General features: G+C 63.4%; 12 protein-coding genes. 7 read left to right on the top strand and 5 right to left on the bottom strand.

Annotated elements, in window-relative coordinates; translation table 11 throughout:
• Window positions 1-18: 18 nt before the first annotated feature.
• Window positions 19-945: a formyltetrahydrofolate deformylase gene (purU, locus tag AC4D2O_RS14050; protein WP_490907964.1), complete on the top strand. Its 927-nt coding sequence runs from the start codon at window positions 19-21 to the stop codon at window positions 943-945.
• Window positions 946-1000: 55 nt separating this feature from the next.
• Window positions 1001-3493 (top strand): GcvT family protein, encoded by a 2493-nt coding sequence (locus AC4D2O_RS14045; RefSeq protein WP_490907963.1) that lies wholly within the window; start codon window positions 1001-1003, stop codon window positions 3491-3493.
• A 7-nt stretch (window positions 3494-3500) separates the two neighbouring features.
• On the opposite strand, the gene AC4D2O_RS14040 is transcribed toward AC4D2O_RS14045, so the two are convergent.
• Window positions 3501-4196, bottom strand: a complete 696-nt coding sequence (locus AC4D2O_RS14040) for a GntR family transcriptional regulator (protein ID WP_490907962.1) — start codon at window positions 4194-4196, stop codon at window positions 3501-3503.
• 398 nt (window positions 4197-4594) lie between these two features.
• Between AC4D2O_RS14040 and AC4D2O_RS14035 the strand changes: the two genes are divergently transcribed.
• Complete coding sequence (locus tag AC4D2O_RS14035) at window positions 4595-6499, top strand: BCCT family transporter (protein WP_490908153.1); 1905 nt, start codon at window positions 4595-4597, stop codon at window positions 6497-6499.
• A 97-nt stretch (window positions 6500-6596) separates the two neighbouring features.
• On the opposite strand, the gene AC4D2O_RS14030 is transcribed toward AC4D2O_RS14035, so the two are convergent.
• Window positions 6597-7529 carry a LysR family transcriptional regulator gene (locus AC4D2O_RS14030; RefSeq protein WP_490907961.1) on the bottom strand — a complete coding sequence of 311 codons (933 nt, stop codon included), beginning with the start codon at window positions 7527-7529 and terminating at the stop codon, window positions 6597-6599.
• Between the two features lie 158 nt (window positions 7530-7687).
• Here AC4D2O_RS14030 and AC4D2O_RS14025 point away from each other — a divergent pair, with 158 nt between their 5' ends.
• Together AC4D2O_RS14025 and AC4D2O_RS14020 are read left to right on the top strand one after the other, a co-directional pair.
• Window positions 7688-8992, top strand: a complete 1305-nt coding sequence (locus AC4D2O_RS14025; protein WP_490907960.1) for an aromatic ring-hydroxylating oxygenase subunit alpha — start codon at window positions 7688-7690, stop codon at window positions 8990-8992.
• On the top strand, window positions 8989-10398 hold the full coding sequence (locus AC4D2O_RS14020; protein WP_490907959.1) for a ferredoxin reductase: 1410 nt from the start codon (window positions 8989-8991) through the stop codon (window positions 10396-10398). The genes AC4D2O_RS14025 and AC4D2O_RS14020 overlap by 4 nt, the downstream gene beginning before the upstream one ends.
• Before the next feature lie 243 nt (window positions 10399-10641).
• On the opposite strand, the gene AC4D2O_RS14015 is transcribed toward AC4D2O_RS14020, so the two are convergent.
• From AC4D2O_RS14015 to AC4D2O_RS14005, 3 genes are all read right to left on the bottom strand, one after another.
• A complete protein-coding gene (locus tag AC4D2O_RS14015; RefSeq protein ID WP_490907958.1) occupies window positions 10642-11634 on the bottom strand; it encodes an SDR family NAD(P)-dependent oxidoreductase in 993 nt (330 codons plus the stop codon).
• Window positions 11635-11964: 330 nt separating this feature from the next.
• Window positions 11965-12591 carry a TetR/AcrR family transcriptional regulator gene (locus tag AC4D2O_RS14010; protein WP_490907957.1) on the bottom strand — a complete coding sequence of 209 codons (627 nt, stop codon included), beginning with the start codon at window positions 12589-12591 and terminating at the stop codon, window positions 11965-11967.
• Window positions 12592-12667: 76 nt separating this feature from the next.
• A complete protein-coding gene (locus AC4D2O_RS14005) occupies window positions 12668-13438 on the bottom strand; it encodes a carotenoid biosynthesis protein (protein ID WP_490907956.1) in 771 nt (256 codons plus the stop codon).
• A 480-nt stretch (window positions 13439-13918) separates the two neighbouring features.
• Between AC4D2O_RS14005 and AC4D2O_RS14000 the strand changes: the two genes are divergently transcribed.
• Both AC4D2O_RS14000 and AC4D2O_RS13995 read left to right on the top strand, forming a co-directional pair.
• Window positions 13919-14758 (top strand): helix-turn-helix transcriptional regulator, encoded by an 840-nt coding sequence (locus AC4D2O_RS14000; protein ID WP_490907955.1) that lies wholly within the window; start codon window positions 13919-13921, stop codon window positions 14756-14758.
• A gap of 132 nt (window positions 14759-14890) precedes the next feature.
• Window positions 14891-15820: an SDR family oxidoreductase gene (locus AC4D2O_RS13995; protein ID WP_490907954.1), complete on the top strand. Its 930-nt coding sequence runs from the start codon at window positions 14891-14893 to the stop codon at window positions 15818-15820.
• Window positions 15821-16466: the final 646 nt, after the last annotated feature.

Below are 16466 nucleotides of genomic sequence, written 5' to 3'. Positions count from 1 at the left end.
GATGCTCTGCATATATTCATGGGAGAAGATGTGACTTCATTAACGACAACCTCCTCGCCCAGCACGCTGCCTGGACCTGGACATCGCGTCGAGGAGGTGCCGAGGAAGTTCGTGCTCACTCTGTCATGCAGCGAACGAGCGGGCATAGTCCAGGCGGTCACGACCTTTCTCTTCGACCGTGGCTTCAACATCGACGAACACCAGCAGTTCGACGACGGCCTGCGCCAGACCCTGCATCTGCGCACCGCCTTCTCGGGGTCGTGGACCTGCACGCCGGAAATGCTCCAGGAAGAATTCCTCGCGATCGCCGCGCGGTTCGACATGAAGTTCAGCTTCCATGACCAGACCAAGCAGCGCATCCTCGTCATGGTGTCCAGGTTCGGCCACTGCCTGAACGATCTACTGTTCCGTTGGCGGGGTGGGAGCCTCGGGGGTGACATCGCCCTCATCGTCTCGAACCACGAGACCCACCGGCCAATGGCCGAAGCGGCGGGTCTTCCCTTCATCTACCTACCGGTGACCCCCGAGACGAAATCCGACGCCGAACGGCGCCTGTTGGAACTGGTCGATGAACACGAGATCGACCTCGTGGTGCTTGCCAGATACATGCAGGTGCTCTCCGACGACCTCTGCCGTGCCCTGCAGGGCCGGGCGATCAATATCCACCATTCCTTCCTTCCGGGCTTCAAGGGTGCTCGCCCCTACCACCAGGCATACGATCGCGGCGTCAAGCTGGTGGGGGCAACGGCGCACTACGTGACGGCCGAACTGGACGAGGGGCCGATCATCGAACAGGAGGTCATCAGGGTGGACCACAGCTACGGACCGACCGCCCTCTCGACGGTGGGCCAGGACGCGGAGGCACTGGCGTTGTCCCGTGCCGTGCGCTGGCACTGCGAGCACCGGGTGCTGCTGGATCGCTCCAGCACCGTCGTCTTCCGATAAGTCACGACCGCCGCACCCGCAAGGACAACCCACGAGCAGCAGCAGGAGAAACCACATGGCATCGACGCCGACCATTGTCATCATCGGAGCCGGAATCGTCGGTACGAACCTGGCCGATGAACTGGTCACCAGGGGTTGGAGCAACATCACCGTTCTCGACCAGGGGCCGCTCACCATGCCTGGGGGCTCCACCTCCCACGCTCCTGGTCTCGTCTTCCAGACCAATCCCTCGAAGACCATGGCTGCCTTCGCTACTTACACGGTCGAGAAATTCTTGTCCCTGACCGAGGACGGCGTCAGTTGCTTCGACCAGGTGGGTAGCCTCGAAGTCGCCACCACAGCGACCCGCCTGACGGATCTGAAACGGAAGCTCGGATACGCCGCGTCATGGGGAATCAGCGGCAAGATCCTTTCCAGCGCCGAGTGCAAGGAACTCTATCCGCTCCTGAACGAGGAGGACATCCTCGGTGGTCTCCACGTTCCCAGTGATGGCCTCGCGCGTGCCGCTCGGGCCGTTCAGCTGCTGATCAAGCGGACGGAGGCAGCAGGCGTCATGTACCTCGGTGACACCACGGTCACGGGGATCCAGCAAGCCGGCCGCCGCGTCACCGGAGTCGAGACGTCCGAGGGCGTCATCCCCGCCGACATCGTGATCTCCTGTGCGGGATTCTGGGGTGCCAGGATCGGCGAGATGATCGGTATGTCGGTCCCGCTGCTGCCACTCGCCCACCAGTACGTGAAAACTACTCCGGTGCCGGCGCTGGCAGGCCGCAATGAGCTGCCCGACGGTGCCTCGCTTCCCATCCTGCGTCACCAGGACCGGGACCTCTATTTCCGCGAGCATGGCGACCGATACGGGATCGGTTCCTACGCTCACCGCCCCATGCCGGTGGACCTCGCGGACCTCGGCTCCTATGACTCCGACAGCGTCGACGAGCACAACATGCCATCCCGGCTCGATTTCACCGTCGAGGACTTCCTGCCCGCATGGGAGGACACCAAGCAGCTGCTTCCCGCGCTGAGGGAAAGCGACATCGATGATGGTTTCAACGGCATCTTCTCCTTCACCCCCGACGGCGGACCCCTGATCGGTGAGTCCAAGGAGCTCGACGGTTTCTACGTTGCGGAAGCCGTCTGGGTGACCCACTCCGCTGGTGTCGCCCGGGCCATGGCCGAACTCCTGACCACCGGCAAGTCACAGATCGATCTCGGTGGATGCGACATCCATCGCTTCGAGGACGTTCAGCTGACACCTGAGTACGTCAGTGAAACCTCCATGCAGAATTTCGTCGAGATCTACGACGTACTGCACCCACTGCAGCCCAAGCTCTCCCCTCGCAACCTTCGGGTGAGCCCCTTCCACGCCCGCCACAAGGCACTGGGAGGCTACTTCCTGGAATCCGGTGGGTGGGAGCGCCCCTACTGGTTCGACGCCAATGCGGACTTGCTGAAGGAGATGCCGACCGAGTGGCTGCCACCGGTCCGCGATGCCTGGTCGGGAATGTTCAGCTCACCCATCGCGGCCGCCGAAGCATGGAAGACGCGCACTGCGGTGGCCATGTACGACATGACGCCCCTGAAGCGCCTGGAGGTGTCGGGCCCGGGCGCCCTGAAACTGCTGCAGGAGCTGACGACGGCAGACATGGCGAAGAAGCCGGGCGCTGTGACCTACACGCTTCTGCTGGACCATGCCGGCGGTATCCGAAGCGACATCACGGTTGCCCGCCTGAGCGAGGACACTTTCCAGCTGGGAGTGAACGGAAACATCGACACCGCCTACTTCGAGCGGGCCGCACGTCACCAGACGGAGGGAGGAACGGCAGGTGACTGGGTACAGGTTCGCGACACGACGGGCGGCACCTGCTGCATCGGCTTGTGGGGGCCCCTCGCCCGGGACCTCATCGGCGCGGCCAGTAAGGACGACTTCTCCAACGACGGGCTTCGGTACTTCAGGTCCAAGCAGGTCATCATCGGTGGCGTCCCGGTGACAGCAATGCGCCTGTCCTATGTCGGCGAACTGGGCTGGGAGTTGTATACGAGTGCAGACACCGGTCAGCGCCTCTGGGATGCATTGTGGAAGGCCGGGCAACCCTATGGTGTTATCGCAGCGGGGCGGGCGGCCTTCAGCTCGCTGCGTCTCGAGAAGGGCTACCGCTCGTGGGGCACTGATATGACCACGGAGCATGACCCGCTGGAAGCCGGACTCGGCTTTGCCGTGAAGATGACAAAGGAGAGCTTCGTCGGCAAGGCTGCCCTTGAGGGTCGTGCCGAAGAGGAAGCCCGACGCCACCTGCGGTGCCTGACCGTCGACGACGGCCGGAGCATCGTACTGAGCAAGGAACCGGTCTACTACAAGGACCAGGCAGTCGGCTATGTCACCAGCGCCGCCTACGGATACACGATCGCCAAACCAATCGCCTACGCGTACCTGCCGGCCGCTGTCAGCGTCGGTGACTCGGTGGAGATCGAGTACTTCGGACGCCGGATACGGGCCACGGTCACCATGGATCCGCTCTACGACCCCACCATGTCCAGGCTTCGCGGCTGACGCCGGTCTAGAGTTGCTCCCTGATCAGATTCTCGAAATCTGTGACGTGCTGGGTGGTCAACCGCGCCGCGCTCTCGGAATCGCCCGCTACGATGCACTCGAGCAGCCCGATGTGCTGGGAAATGTGTTCGGACACCGGCGGAAGTTTCTCCAGGACAAGGCTCCAGATCCGTGTTGCCAGGTTGTCGTAGCGAATCAGGACGTCTTGTAGGTGCCTGCTACCCGTGGCCCGGTAGATCGTCCGATGCACGCGCATATCCAGCCGCATGAGATCCCGTTGGGGCTGCACCTTCTGCAACAGCTGGTCGATCTCATGCGCGGTATCGGTCAGTTCCTGTCGGGACTGCGGCGACGCCACGCGTGCAGCCCGCGCAGCCGCCGCGGGCTCCAGGAGATGACGAATCTCGGAGATCTCGGCGAGGTCCTTGATGTCGATGCCGGCGGCGAAGGTACCTCGTCGCGGATATGCCACTACCAGGTGGTCGCCCTCGAGCCGCTTCATGGCCTCACGGATAGGCGTCCTGCCCACGCCGAGTCGTTGAGAAATCACCTCGTCGTTGAGGGGCTCGCCCGGCTTGATGTCCAGAACGATCAATTCATCGCACAGCACCCGGTAGGCAAAATCGGCGAAGGATTCATCGTCGTACCTCTGCAACGTCGTCCTGTCAGCCGTGTCCGGCGCTGATCGGCCAGCGTTTGCCATGTTCGGAGCTCCTTCTGCCGTGCGTTCGGACATCGATGCTCCGGCCGAACCCATGATAGATGCGTGGCCGGCAAGCAACCTCTGGACACATATCAGGACCAGCAGTAGGGTGTGCTGATATATCGCCACCTATATCAACAACATATCAGCGATCACTCCTGCTACAGAGGGGCGCACGCGCGGCCTCCACGTCGACGGCACTACCGTGCTCGTCGAAACGGACGAGGCCCAACCTGTCGCCCGGCATCACCCTGAAGGTCATGTTCACCTTCAGGCCCATGGCGCACCGAGCAAAGGACCCGCTCATGACTTCTGACAGTGACCGCAGAACGTTCTCACGCCGGGGATCGGCTCCTGACGACGGGATGGCAGAGCACGCGCGGAACGGCGCGTCCGGAATGGAGAAGGTCGCCGTCGAAGATCCCGACCTCCTCGAGCCACACGAAGACGTCGCACAACCTGCACCGGACGATGACTACGACGAGATCCTCGAGGAACTGCGCCATGCGACGACCGAGCAGGCAGGCGCTGATCACCGGAGGCACAAGCTCGTTCTCGACAAGGTGATCTTCGGGATCACCGGCGTCATCGCCGTTGCTTTCGTCATCTGGGGTTTCGTCGGACGGGACAGCCTGTCCACCTCTTCGACGGGTGCACTCAACTGGGTGATGGAGTACACCGGATGGCTCTTCATGCTGATGGCGTCGCTCTTCGTGATCTTCGTCCTGTGGCTCGCCCTGGGTAAGTTCGGCAACATCCCGCTGGGCAGGGACGGCGAGAAACCCGAATTCCGCACCGTCTCCTGGGTCGCGATGATGTTCGCGGCAGGTATGGGCATCGGGCTGATGTTCTACGGCGTAGCGGAGCCGCTCTTCCACTACATCTCCCCGCCGCCGGGCACCGTTGACGGAAGTACACCCGAAGCCATTCAGACGGCCATGGCCACCTCGATCTTCCACTGGACTCTGCACCCATGGGCGATGTACGCAGTAGTGGGTATCGCTATGGCCTACGGAACCTACCGCCTGGGTCGCAGGCAACTGATCTCCGTCGCCTTCACCTCGCTCTTCGGCGTCAGGACGGTCGAAGGGCCAGTCGGGAAGTTCATCAACATCCTCGCCATCTTCGCCACGTTGTTCGGTACCGCTGCGTCCCTGGGCCTCGGTGCCCTGCAGATCGGCAGCGGAATGACCTCGAACGGGTGGTTCGGCGAGATCGGCACACCGGTTCTCGTGGCCATCATCGCCGTTCTGACCTTCTGCTTCGTCGCTTCCGCGGTCTCCGGCATCAGCCGCGGCATCCAGTGGCTCTCGAACATCAACATGGTTCTCGCCATCGCCCTCGCACTGATCGTCTTCATCGTGGGCCCCACACTCTTCATCCTCAATCTCATCCCCTCCGCGGTCGGCGACTACGCCCGTGATCTGGCTGAGATGTCCTCCCGGACCGAAGCGGTGGGCGACGAATCCCTGCGGAGCTGGATGACCAGCTGGACCATCTTCTACTGGGCCTGGTGGGTGTCCTGGACGCCGTTCGTCGGTCTGTTCATCGCCCGAATCAGCCGCGGTCGCACCATCCGCCAGTTCGTCACCGGCGTGCTGCTGGTACCCAGTGTCGTCAGCGTGATCTGGTTCTCGATCTTCGGGGGTACCGCGTTCTCCATCCAGCAGGAAGCCGACAGGGCCAACACCCCCGGCCTGGTCACCGTCGTCGACGGTGCACCCACCATCAACTTCGACGGTGCGCTCTTCGATCTGATCAACAACCTGGGCATGCCCGCCTGGGCCACCACCGCCGTCGTCCTGCTGGCCATCGTTCTGGTCGCCATCTTCTTCATCACCGGCGCCGACGCCGCCTCTATCGTGATGGGCTCGCTCAGCTCCAACGGCGCCGAACATCCCCGCCGGGCGGTCGTCATCTTCTGGGGCTGCCTCACCGGCGCCGTAGCCGCGGTAATGCTGCTGGCGGGAGGCGACGAACCATCCGAAGCACTTGCCGGCCTGCAGAGGATCACCATCGTGGCGGCGCTTCCGTTCGTCATCGTCATGGGGTTGCTGTGTCTCGCCCTGACGAAGGATCTTCGTCGCGATCCGCTGTCCCTCAGGCGTCGCTTGGCCACCTCCGTGGTGGAACGAGCCATGCGCACGGGAGTGGAACAACACGGCGGTGTGCAGTTCGACCTCGTGACGAAGCACGACTGCGCCGAGAAGTGCGACGCCTCGGACTGCCCGGGGGTGTCGGCCAATGGCATCCCGGCGACGGGGCCACGACATGCAGACCCGAAGAGGAGTCAGCCCCAGTAAGAGGCCGCGGCGAGTCGGGCATCTACGGCCCCGGCATCATCACGTCCCTGCACCTCCGGCCCGGAACCACCCGGACACGACCGCATGACGGCTGGTGTCAGGAATCGCCTTCGGGCCGGGTCGTGAGGATCCGGGCAGCACTGACCTGCAGGATCCCGAGCGACTCCTGGATCAGGGGCGATGCGTAGCTACCCCTACGCACTGCGGCGACGATGCGCCGGGTGGGCTTCCCCCGTCCGGTGATGCGCAATCGAACGACGCCATGGGGAGAGTTGAGGGGAGCAAGACGAGGCAGTAGTCCCACACCGAGCCCTGCACCGACGAAGGCGATCAGTGTCTCCCACTCCACGGCTTCGTGGGCGATCCGCGGTGACATGCCGACTGCCGTGAAGGCCGCGGTGAACAGGGAACGGTATGTGGAACCTGCAGCGTCGGTGATCCAGGGTTCCGACGCCAGCTCTTCGAGCGTCACCGTTTCCTGAGAGGCCAGCCGATGACCGGATGGGATGATCACATCCAGGGGATCGTCGAGCAGGACAGTCTGCTCGAAGCGCGGATCATCCTCGACATGGGTTTCGGACTGCATGGCGACGACGACCGCCAGGTCGATCCGCTCAGCGACCAACAGGTCGAAGCAGCGGGTCGGGTTCGCCTCGAGTACCTGTACCTCCAGCAGCGGACGTGTCGAACGCAGCGTGGCGGCCAATGGCGCGAGCAGTTGAGCGGCTGCCGTTGAGAACCCGCCGAGACCGAAGCTGGCCTGCACCTGGTCACCGGCCTCCATGGCCGCCGTGCGCAGCCTTTCCCAGTCCGCGATGAGAGCGTTCGAGCCTGCCACGAGAATGCGCCCCGTGGCGGTCAGCCGCACACCCCGACCGTCCTTCGTCAACAGCTGCATTCCGAGCACGCGCTGGAGTTCCCGTAACTGCGCGGATACGGCGGAGGGTGAGTAACCTGTCAGCTCAGCGGTTGCACCGACAGAGCCGCAACGGGCGAAAACCCGGAGAGTGATGAGCCGGGAGTCGATCATGCAACTATTCTGCATGATCATCCGTTGAACCTTCCTCTTTTATCGAACGGGCTCCACCCGTACCCTGTGAACACAACGATTGCGGAACGATTCGGCGCGACGCCGATCCGTGGTTCCGACGGTCAGCGCTCTCACCCGATCCATGCGGGAGGAAAACCATGTCTGCTCACGTGAACGCACTGCGCAGCTCGCGCGGAACGCTCGAAACAGCGGTACCTGCCGAGCAGTTGAGGGAGATCGCCGCACTCTTCGATACCCGCCGCGTGGGGTACTCCCTCGAGGCACCCTGCTACACCGATCCGACGATTTTCGCCATGGACATGCAGGCCGTCTTCGGTCGGCACTGGATCTTCGCGGCGAGCATCGCCGAGCTTCCGGCGCCGGGCGACTACATCACCGTCGACTACGGGCCCTACTCCCTGATCGTGCTGCACAACGACGACGGCGGCGTGAACGTCCTGCACAACGTGTGCCGCCACCGCGGCGCCCGCGTCCTTACTGAACCTGCAGGGACCACCGGGAACCTGGTCTGCGGGTACCACTCGTGGACCTACTCCCCCGCCGGTAACCTGATGCACGCCTCGGCGCCGGGCGAAACGGAGTTCGACAAGGGATGCTTCGGCCTCAAGAGGGCCCACAGCCGCGTGATCGCCGGACTCATCTTCGTCTGTGTTGCGGACGAACCGCCGACGGACTTCGATGAGACCGGCAGAATCTTCGAGCCCTATCTTGCGCCCCACGAGCTGTCGAAAACGAAGATCGCCTATCAGCAGAACATCGTCGAGGAGGGCAACTGGAAGCTCGTCATGGAGAACAACCGTGAGTGTTACCACTGCGACGGTCACCCCGAGCTCGCCTGCTCACTCTTTCCCACGTGGGGCCTGACGGAGGGGCTTGTTCCTCATCATCTGGAGGAGGTGTGGGACCGCAACAAGGAAGCACAATCCGTTCTGGAGGACCGTTGCCGCCGCTACGGTCTTCCCTACGAGGTCGTCGAGGAGCTCGACACCCGCGTAGCCGGGATCCGCATCTCACGTGAGTCACTGGACGGCAGTGGCGAATCATTCTCGCCGGACGGGCACAGGCTCTCCAAGAAGTTGCTCGGCGACCTGCGGGATTTTCGCCTGGGCCGATGCTCGATGCACCTTCAGCCCAACAGCTGGTTCCACTTCCTCGGCGACCACGTGATCACGTTCGCCGTCTTCCCCGTCAACGAACACCAGACCCTGGTACGCACCACCTGGCTGGTAGCCGACGACGCCGAGGAGGGCGTCGATTACGACGTCGAGAAGCTCACCCACACGTGGAAGCAGACCAATCTGCAGGACAAGGCGTTCGTGGAACTGTGCCAGAAGGGAGCCGGCAGTCCGGTCTACGAGCCCGGCCCGTACATGAAGAGCGAGTACCAGGTCGAGGCATTCATCAACTGGTACGTACACCGCATGCAGGAGTACATGGCATGACCGACATGCGGCCGGTCACCGCCCCCCAGGAGCCGCAGCGCATTCGCGGGCTCGAGATGCCGTGGAACCGAGTCATGGGTAGCACGGGCGGCCCCGCAGGTGCCGCCCGAGCTCTGGGTCCCTGGCACCCGCAGGAGTTCCTGGCCGAATGTGTCGAGACGGTTCCCGAAGCCGGCGGCATGATGACCTTCGTCTTCCGCCGCTCCGACGGTGCGCCCCTGGCGTTTCGCCCGGGCCAGTACGTGAACATCGCCTTTCCCATCCATGGTGAGGACCGTGACGCGGTGGATCGCAGCTATTCCGTGTCCAGTTCGCCGACCCAGCCCTGGACCTTCGACATCACGGTCAAATCCGATCCGACGGGACTGGTGTCACCGTGGGTGCACGCGAACGTCAGGCCTGGCACCGTCCTGGAGATGATCGGGCCGGTCGGGGCCTTCCACCTCCCCGATGTCGACCGCCGGGCCAGGTATCTCCTGCTTGCCGCCGGCGCGGGCATCACCCCCATCATGGCGATGGTGCGAACGATCCACTCCCTTCCCGGACAGGCCGACGTCGTCGTGCTCTACCACGGAGCGGCGGCGGGAGGCTTCGCCTTCCACCAGGAACTGGCATACATCGCCTCCGTCGACTCGCGCATCAAGGTCTTCTACTCCCTGGGCGACCGCAGTCGCGTCGAGGGATGGGAATGGTTCACCGGCAGGCTGACGACAACGATGCTCGATGAGGTGGCGCCCGATGCCAATGGCCGCCAGGTGTATGCCTGCGGCCCCGAAGGTTACCTGAACACCGCAGCTGAGCTCCTCAGGAAGGTCGGCGTGGATGACACGTCCATCCACATGGAGTATTTCTCCGGAAGCCGCCAGACGCTCCTGGAGTATCAAGCGGAGCTCGCCCTGGCCGTAGACATCGCGGAAGGGATCGCGGAGGAGATTGCCGACTCCGCCGAGGTGTACTACGAGGGTCAACCCACTGCGTTCGGGCTCTATGAGCCCGGATACGACGCCGAGGGAACCACGGGCGCCCGGGGCCTTCCGCTGGTAGCAGCCGGCGCGGCCCGCGCCGGAGCCTTCGATCGCCTTCCGGACGAGGGGCTGGAGGCCGACGCCCCCGATGCCGCCGGCTTCGACACGGTGGGGACGGGAAGTCTCACCCTGTCGTTCATGCGAACCGGAATCAAGGTGCGTATCGATCCGACGGACCAAATACTCGGGGTGGCGCAGCGCGCAGGCGTCAGGATCGGCGCGAACTGCAAGGAGGGCATGTGCGGGTCCTGCAAAGTCGTCAAACTCTCCGGGGACGTGGAGATGAACCACCAGGGCGGAATTCGCTCGCGGGAGATCGAGGCGGGCAAGTTCCTGCCCTGCTGCTCGGTTGCGCTGACCGACATGGTGATCGACGCCTAGCCATTCGCACCTACTGCATGCCAATGGATCCGGAACTTACGCTTCCGTGAGCTTCCAAAGTAGGTCACTCACCCCCTGTCCGTGAATCCGAGAGGGATCGGCCTGTTATGCGTCGCTTCACGGTCCGTCTCTTGGATCAGCTGAATGATACGGCGGCAAGTTCCTCCATTGTCGTCCAGTACTTGGAGGCGAGCTCAGCGTCCTGAGCGCTGTCGGGGATGATAGCGAACCCTGGTAGCCCGCTCAGGCCTCGCAGTTGCTTAGGCCCGTAGTAGCCTCCGCCGGCGGCCTGGGTGACGTGGCAGCGTAGAGGGCGGGGAGGGCGCCGATCGCAGGGTCTTGCCATAGGGGCGGTATGTACTGGAAGCGCCAGCCTTCCGGTGAATCAGGCCCTGGTCCATCCAGAACGATGTTCGTTCGGCAGACACCGGGGTGTACGGCAATGCTGGTGATGCCCCATCCGGCGGCCTTGCTGCGGCGCTCACATTCGAAGGCCATGAGGAGATTCCCGAGCTTGGTGTCGTCGTACGCTTGCCCGTAGTCGTAGGTGCGTTCCTTCTGCAGGTCGTCGAAGTCGATGGATCCGACGCGCGAGCTCGACGTCCAGATGATGCGCGGCGTATTCGCCGCTTGAAGGAGTGGTCGTAACTGCGCTGACAGGGCGAACGGCCCGCGGGCGTTGGTCGCGAAGACCCGCTCCAGGCCGTCTCGGGATTCTTCGCGTTCTCTGCGTCCCTGGACGCCGGCGTTGTTGACGAGCAGATCCAGGCTTCGCCCGGATTCCTCCATGCGTCGTGCGAGGAGGTTGATGGACCCGAGATCAGTGAGATCAAGGGTTTCGAAGTGAATAGCTGCTCCTGGGACTTCAGCGCGGATCCTGCGGACTGCTTCCTCGCCACGCTCAAGGTTGCGGGATGCGATTGTCACGTCCGCGCCGGCTGCGGCGAGCGCCAGTGCTTGGTGGTAGCCCAGCCCGCTTCGTCCCTCGTCCGGGTAGCCGTTGCCGCCGGTGATGACTGCACGTCTGCCGGCCATGGACGGCATGTCGTCGGCTGTCCAGTCCGGCAGTTCGGCGCCGGGGGCGGTGATGCGGGCTGCGCCGAAGCCGACCGTGCCAGCTGCGACACCAACCAAAGCCATGCGGAGCAGCGAACGGCGCGATGGACGCCGGTGTTGCTCGGCCGCATTGACGTCCTTCGGGCGGCGGTCGGCTGAGGGTTTGTTGTCGGGGACCATGATTGTTTCCCTTCTCGTTGGGATCTCTTCGCGAATCGGCATGGGCTGAAGCACTCATGTGCTGCCCGAGAACGATCATCGGCATGGCTGTGCCAACGACGAGGTTCGTGATTGTGCCTGGTGCTTTACAGGGACGACGCGTGGGGCTGGACCCTTCTCGTCCTTCGGGCTTCGGGCCCCGAACGGCACAAGGGGGAGGGAAAAAGAGTGCGCTTGTACTGCGAAAGGCTTTGCTCTCACACCAGTAGTGCGGCGGCATCAACCACGATCGAAGCCGCCGCAGCTGTTATCGCTTGGGCTGGAGGTGGTGGACGATAACCCAGGGGGAAGCTAGGGAAGTGGTTCGGGTGAACGGCTGAGGGCACTGATCAGGAAGCGCGAAACGATTTCCGCGTCCGCAGTTCCTATGGCGTGCGCTCCGCTGAATCTGCGTAGCGCTGCCTGCATGACCCCGACCATGAGTGCCCGGGTCAGTGCGGGATCGTCCACCGGTGCGAACTCTCCTGCTTCGACGCCCGCCCGTACGACGTCGATGATCCGATCACCAATTTGGTCACGGAAGGGAATGACAGCGTCGGTTACGCGCTCCTGCCGGAGGGTGCGCTCTATTGTCTGCATCGCGATGAATGCGCTCGTGCTCTGGGCGTGTTCGGTGAGCAGGACGATCACGATTTCGCGGAGGCGCTGAGCGGGCGAGAGTGACGTGTTGTCGGCTCGGCGTGCAACCGCTTCGTCCATCTCGGTACTGCCGCGCTTGGCCGCCTCGATCAGCAGGGTGATGGTGTCGGGTGCGTAGTTGTAGATGGCGGTCCTGGCGACCCCTGATCGTTCGGCGACGTCACGCATAGAGATCGTCTCGAAAGGACGCTCGAGGATGAGCGCGTCGACGGCGTCGAGCAGCAAGCCCCAGGTGTGCAGCTTGTGTTCGGCGATCGTCGCGGCGGAGATCTTTGGCACTACGCTCCCTTTCCGATACTTACTTGGCGGGCAAGGCAGTGGCACGCGCTCAGATCGTTGAATATGCGCGCCGGCGCTAGACCCGTCTCAGGTCCCCTCTGGCGATCTTGGCGATCGCGAACAGTGCAACCGGGACGACGCTGAAGATGTTGATGATCATCAGTGTCTCATTGAGCGCCGCTGTGTCCCATGGAGCGCCGCTTGGGTCCAGGATCGTCTGCGGTCCGCCGTCGGCGATGAAGGTCGTCGTGGAGAGAACCGCGAACATCGCGTAGGTCAGCACGGGCTGGAGGTAGGACACCTGGCGAAGCGGGCTCGTCAGCCGGACCGGACGCCGTGTCTGAGCAGCGGCGAGGATCAGGGTGAAGACCTGGAAGAAGGCCCAGGTGACGAACCACCACCCAAGATAGTTCGTGAAAGGGACGCCGAAGACCCCTCCGCCATCCTCCCAGATCCAGATGCTTCGTACGGTCGAGATCAGCGAGTCCGCTCCGACGTCGAACATCGTCATGACAGCACCGGAGAGCGCGGGCAGGGCAATGACGTTGACTCGGCCGGCCCGTGTGCGGAGGTCCAGGCGCTCATCGGCGCGATCGAGAATCGTGATGGTTGTCATCCAGCTGACCCAGCCGATACCGAAGTAAATGACGCCGACGATCACGGGAACGTAGAACAGCTGTGGCATGAGCGTGTAGTAGTAGTTGCCGAACGGGAACCCCGTGATGATGCTGACGTTTTCCCAGAAGTTGCTGATGACGAAGCAGATCGCGAAGAAGGCAAGGAAAAGCCTCCATCCATACCGGCGGGAACCCTGAACAACGGCCAGGGCCAGAGCGAACAGAGACACTGCCTGAGCAGCCGCAAGCAACCCGGCCAGCGGAATGATGACTGCGGCGGCAGCAGCCCCCGCCACGGCACCCCATCCCAGCAACCAGCGGATCCTCCCATCTGAATGTCTCCCGACGCCTCGCCTCACGAGCTGGACTGCATCGTTGACTGGTTCGTTCACTGGTTCGTGGACTGGTGCATGCATGGAAGTCGTCTCCTTCACAAGGCTGGACCTGATTTTATTGACATCGTGTCAGGAAGATAATTACATGGTGTCATGAAAAAGAACAAGAGGGTCCTGCCCGTGATGGTTTCTGGATCGCACCCCATGCGTGATGCCTCTGGACGGATCAGTTCGAGGTATCGCAGGTCTGGCAGGTCCCTTGATTCTTACTGCTGCCATCGAGCTCGCGCCCTTATCAAAGGGGTGGTCTGACAGACCGTGGATAGCAGACGGTGCACACGATAGACAGAAGGTCTCACCCCAAGGAGGTACAGAATGATCGATCGTGAGGGTCTGGGCTCGTTTCTGCGTCATCGCCGCGAATCGCTCCAACCCGAGGACGTCGGGCTGCAGCGGGGTCAGCGGCGGCGGACCAACGGCCTGCGAAGGGAGGAAGTGGCCGCGCTGTGTCACATGTCCAGCGATTACTACGCCCGCCTCGAACGCGGCACCGGCCCACACCCCTCCGAGCAGATGGTCGCCTCCATTGCCCAGGGCCTGCACCTGACCCTGGACGAGCGTGATCATCTCTTCCGCCTCGCAGGGCATACCCCACCTCCGCGCGGGACCGACAGTGAGTTCGTGAGCCCGGGACTGCTACGGATCCTCGACCGGCTCACCGACACTCCCGCAGAGATCATCACCGAGGTCGGGGACACCCTCCGGCAGACCCCGCTCGGCAAGGCTCTCTTCGGTGACGCCTCGCAGCGCACCGGTCCCGGCCGGAGCATCGGATACCGGTGGTTCACCGACCCCACAGCCAGGGAAGCCTACCCATCCGAGGAACGCGAGCGGCTCTCCCGCGTCTACGCCTCGGGTCTGCGTCAGCTCGTAGCCCTCCGCGGGCCAGGCTCGCGGGCAGCCGCGCTCGCCGCGCTCCTACAGGACAACGCAGACTTCCGCAGCGTCTGGGACACCCAGGAAGTCGGTGTGCAGCCACCCGAGGTCAAACGCTTCCTCCACCCGACAGTCGGTCGCCTCGATCTGAACTGCCAGACCCTGCTCGATCCGGATCAGTCCCACCGCCTCCTCGTCTTCACAGCCGCACCCGGCAGTGACAGCCACGAGAAACTGCAACTGCTGGCTGTCATCGGCTCGCAGTCCATCACCTCCTGACCGCCGCCAAGCCAGCAGCCACTGCCTCGCTAGCCGTGGATCGACAGGTCCTAGCTACGCCCCAGCAACCGGTAAACCATGAGATCAGGCACCAGATCCAGTGACCTCACCACTCGAACGAAGGAACCCCTCATGCCTCGCACCTACGACCTCACCATCCCCGACCTGACCGGCACACTCGCCGTCGTCACCGGAGCGAGCGACGGTATCGGCACCGTCATCGCGACACGGCTGGCCGGATCCGGCGCGGAGGTCATCATGCCCGTCCGCAACCAGGCCAAAGGCGACGCGGCAGCGCAGCGGATCCGCGCCGCCGTCGACGGCGCCAGGGTCAGCACCCGATCCCTGGACCTGTCCTCGCTGAAATCCGTCGCGTCCCTCGCGACCACGCTCATATCAGAGGGCCGCGCCATCAACATCCTGATCAACAACGCCGGCGTCATGCAACCACCCACACGCCAGGAGACCCGTGATGGATTCGAACTGCAGTGGGGCACGAACCACCTCGGCCACTTCGCCCTCACCCTGGGCCTGCTGCCGCTCCTGCGCGAAGGCCGCGCCCGCGTCACCCACCAGACGAGCGTGGCCGCCCGGAAGGGCGCGATGAACTGGGACGACCTGAACCACGAGCAGAGCTACGACGTCATGAAGGCCTACACCGGGTCCAAGATCGCCGTCGGCCTCTTCGCCCGCGAACTCGAGGCACGAAGCCGCGCCAATGGATGGGGCATCAGCAGCAACCTCTCACACCCAGGCATCTCGCCCACCAACCTGCTCGCAGCACAACCCGCCATGGGCCGCGACAAGACGCCCCCGGCGCGCCGCCTCATCGGATTCCTCTCCCAGATCGGTCTCGCCGGGACCCCGGACAGCGCAGCACTGCCCGCTCTCATGGCGGCGACCGACCCTGAATATGGGGGCGACCAGTTCTTCGGGCCCAAGCGCATCGCCGGCGGGCCGCCGGCCCTCCATGAGTTCTGGGCGCCCCTGCACGACATGGACGACGCTCGCCGCATCTGGGAAGTGTCCGAGCAACTCGTCGGCACAAGGGCCAATCACTGACGTAGATGCCGGTAATCGAGAAGTCGGCCGACATCCCACAGCAAAGAAGCAGCCTGACCACGCACAATTCTGCTCTCTCGGCGAACTCTTCCGGACTGCGAGAGATAACCACGCCAGAACCGGTCCTACGAAGGCCCCTGGACCACCGGGCACAGTGCCGATCTTCAGCAAAAGGAGGTGTATCCCACCGCCCACCGTGCGCGGCAAAGCCAAGTTCAACTAGCGCACCTACGAGCGGCATAGGCAGCGTCCGGGCAGCAACCCAACGCTGAAGTGTCTGCTCAGACAGCTACAAGAACAAAGCGCTGAGTATGCAGAAAATGGTGAAGGAATGTCATCGGAACGCTCTTCGAGGACCATAAGACGGTGATTCACCCCGAAGGCAGCCGTCTCGAGCTCGATTATCAGGCACTAATCAGCAAGAACCGTAGCGAAGGCCTTCTAATACTTTCGGCTGCGCCGCGAAGTAAAGCAACTGACAAGCCCGCCCTGCTCAACGTAGTTGGACGAAATCGTATCTATTCGACGTTCACTGGTCTCAGAGCGACGGCCCTGGGAATCTAGAGAGATCGAGAGACGTCCTGTTCATGCGATTCCGGCCGAGAATCTATCAGCCAACGATTAGCTTCTCTCAGAAGAAAAAGGG

The organism is Arthrobacter sp. TJ-238 (assembly GCF_058269215.1).
The sequence above is the reverse complement of the archived record's forward strand: the minus strand, read 5'-3'. Positions and strand labels throughout refer to the sequence as shown.

Bases quoted from the DNA above. Each gene is read 5' to 3' on its own strand.
- purU (WP_490907964.1), top strand. From the start codon at position 19: ATGGGAGAAGATGTGACTTCATTAACGACAACCTCCTCGCCCAGCACG.
- AC4D2O_RS14045 (WP_490907963.1), top strand. From the start codon at position 1,001: ATGGCATCGACGCCGACCATTGTCATCATCGGAGCCGGAATCGTCGGT.
- AC4D2O_RS14040 (WP_490907962.1), bottom strand. From the start codon at position 4,196: ATGGCAAACGCTGGCCGATCAGCGCCGGACACGGCTGACAGGACGACG.
- AC4D2O_RS14035 (WP_490908153.1), top strand. From the start codon at position 4,595: ATGGAGAAGGTCGCCGTCGAAGATCCCGACCTCCTCGAGCCACACGAA.
- AC4D2O_RS14030 (WP_490907961.1), bottom strand. From the start codon at position 7,529: ATGATCGACTCCCGGCTCATCACTCTCCGGGTTTTCGCCCGTTGCGGC.
- AC4D2O_RS14025 (WP_490907960.1), top strand. From the start codon at position 7,688: ATGTCTGCTCACGTGAACGCACTGCGCAGCTCGCGCGGAACGCTCGAA.
- AC4D2O_RS14020 (WP_490907959.1), top strand. From the start codon at position 8,989: ATGACCGACATGCGGCCGGTCACCGCCCCCCAGGAGCCGCAGCGCATT.
- AC4D2O_RS14015 (WP_490907958.1), bottom strand. From the start codon at position 11,634: ATGGTCCCCGACAACAAACCCTCAGCCGACCGCCGCCCGAAGGACGTC.
- AC4D2O_RS14000 (WP_490907955.1), top strand. From the start codon at position 13,919: ATGATCGATCGTGAGGGTCTGGGCTCGTTTCTGCGTCATCGCCGCGAA.
- AC4D2O_RS13995 (WP_490907954.1), top strand. From the start codon at position 14,891: ATGCCTCGCACCTACGACCTCACCATCCCCGACCTGACCGGCACACTC.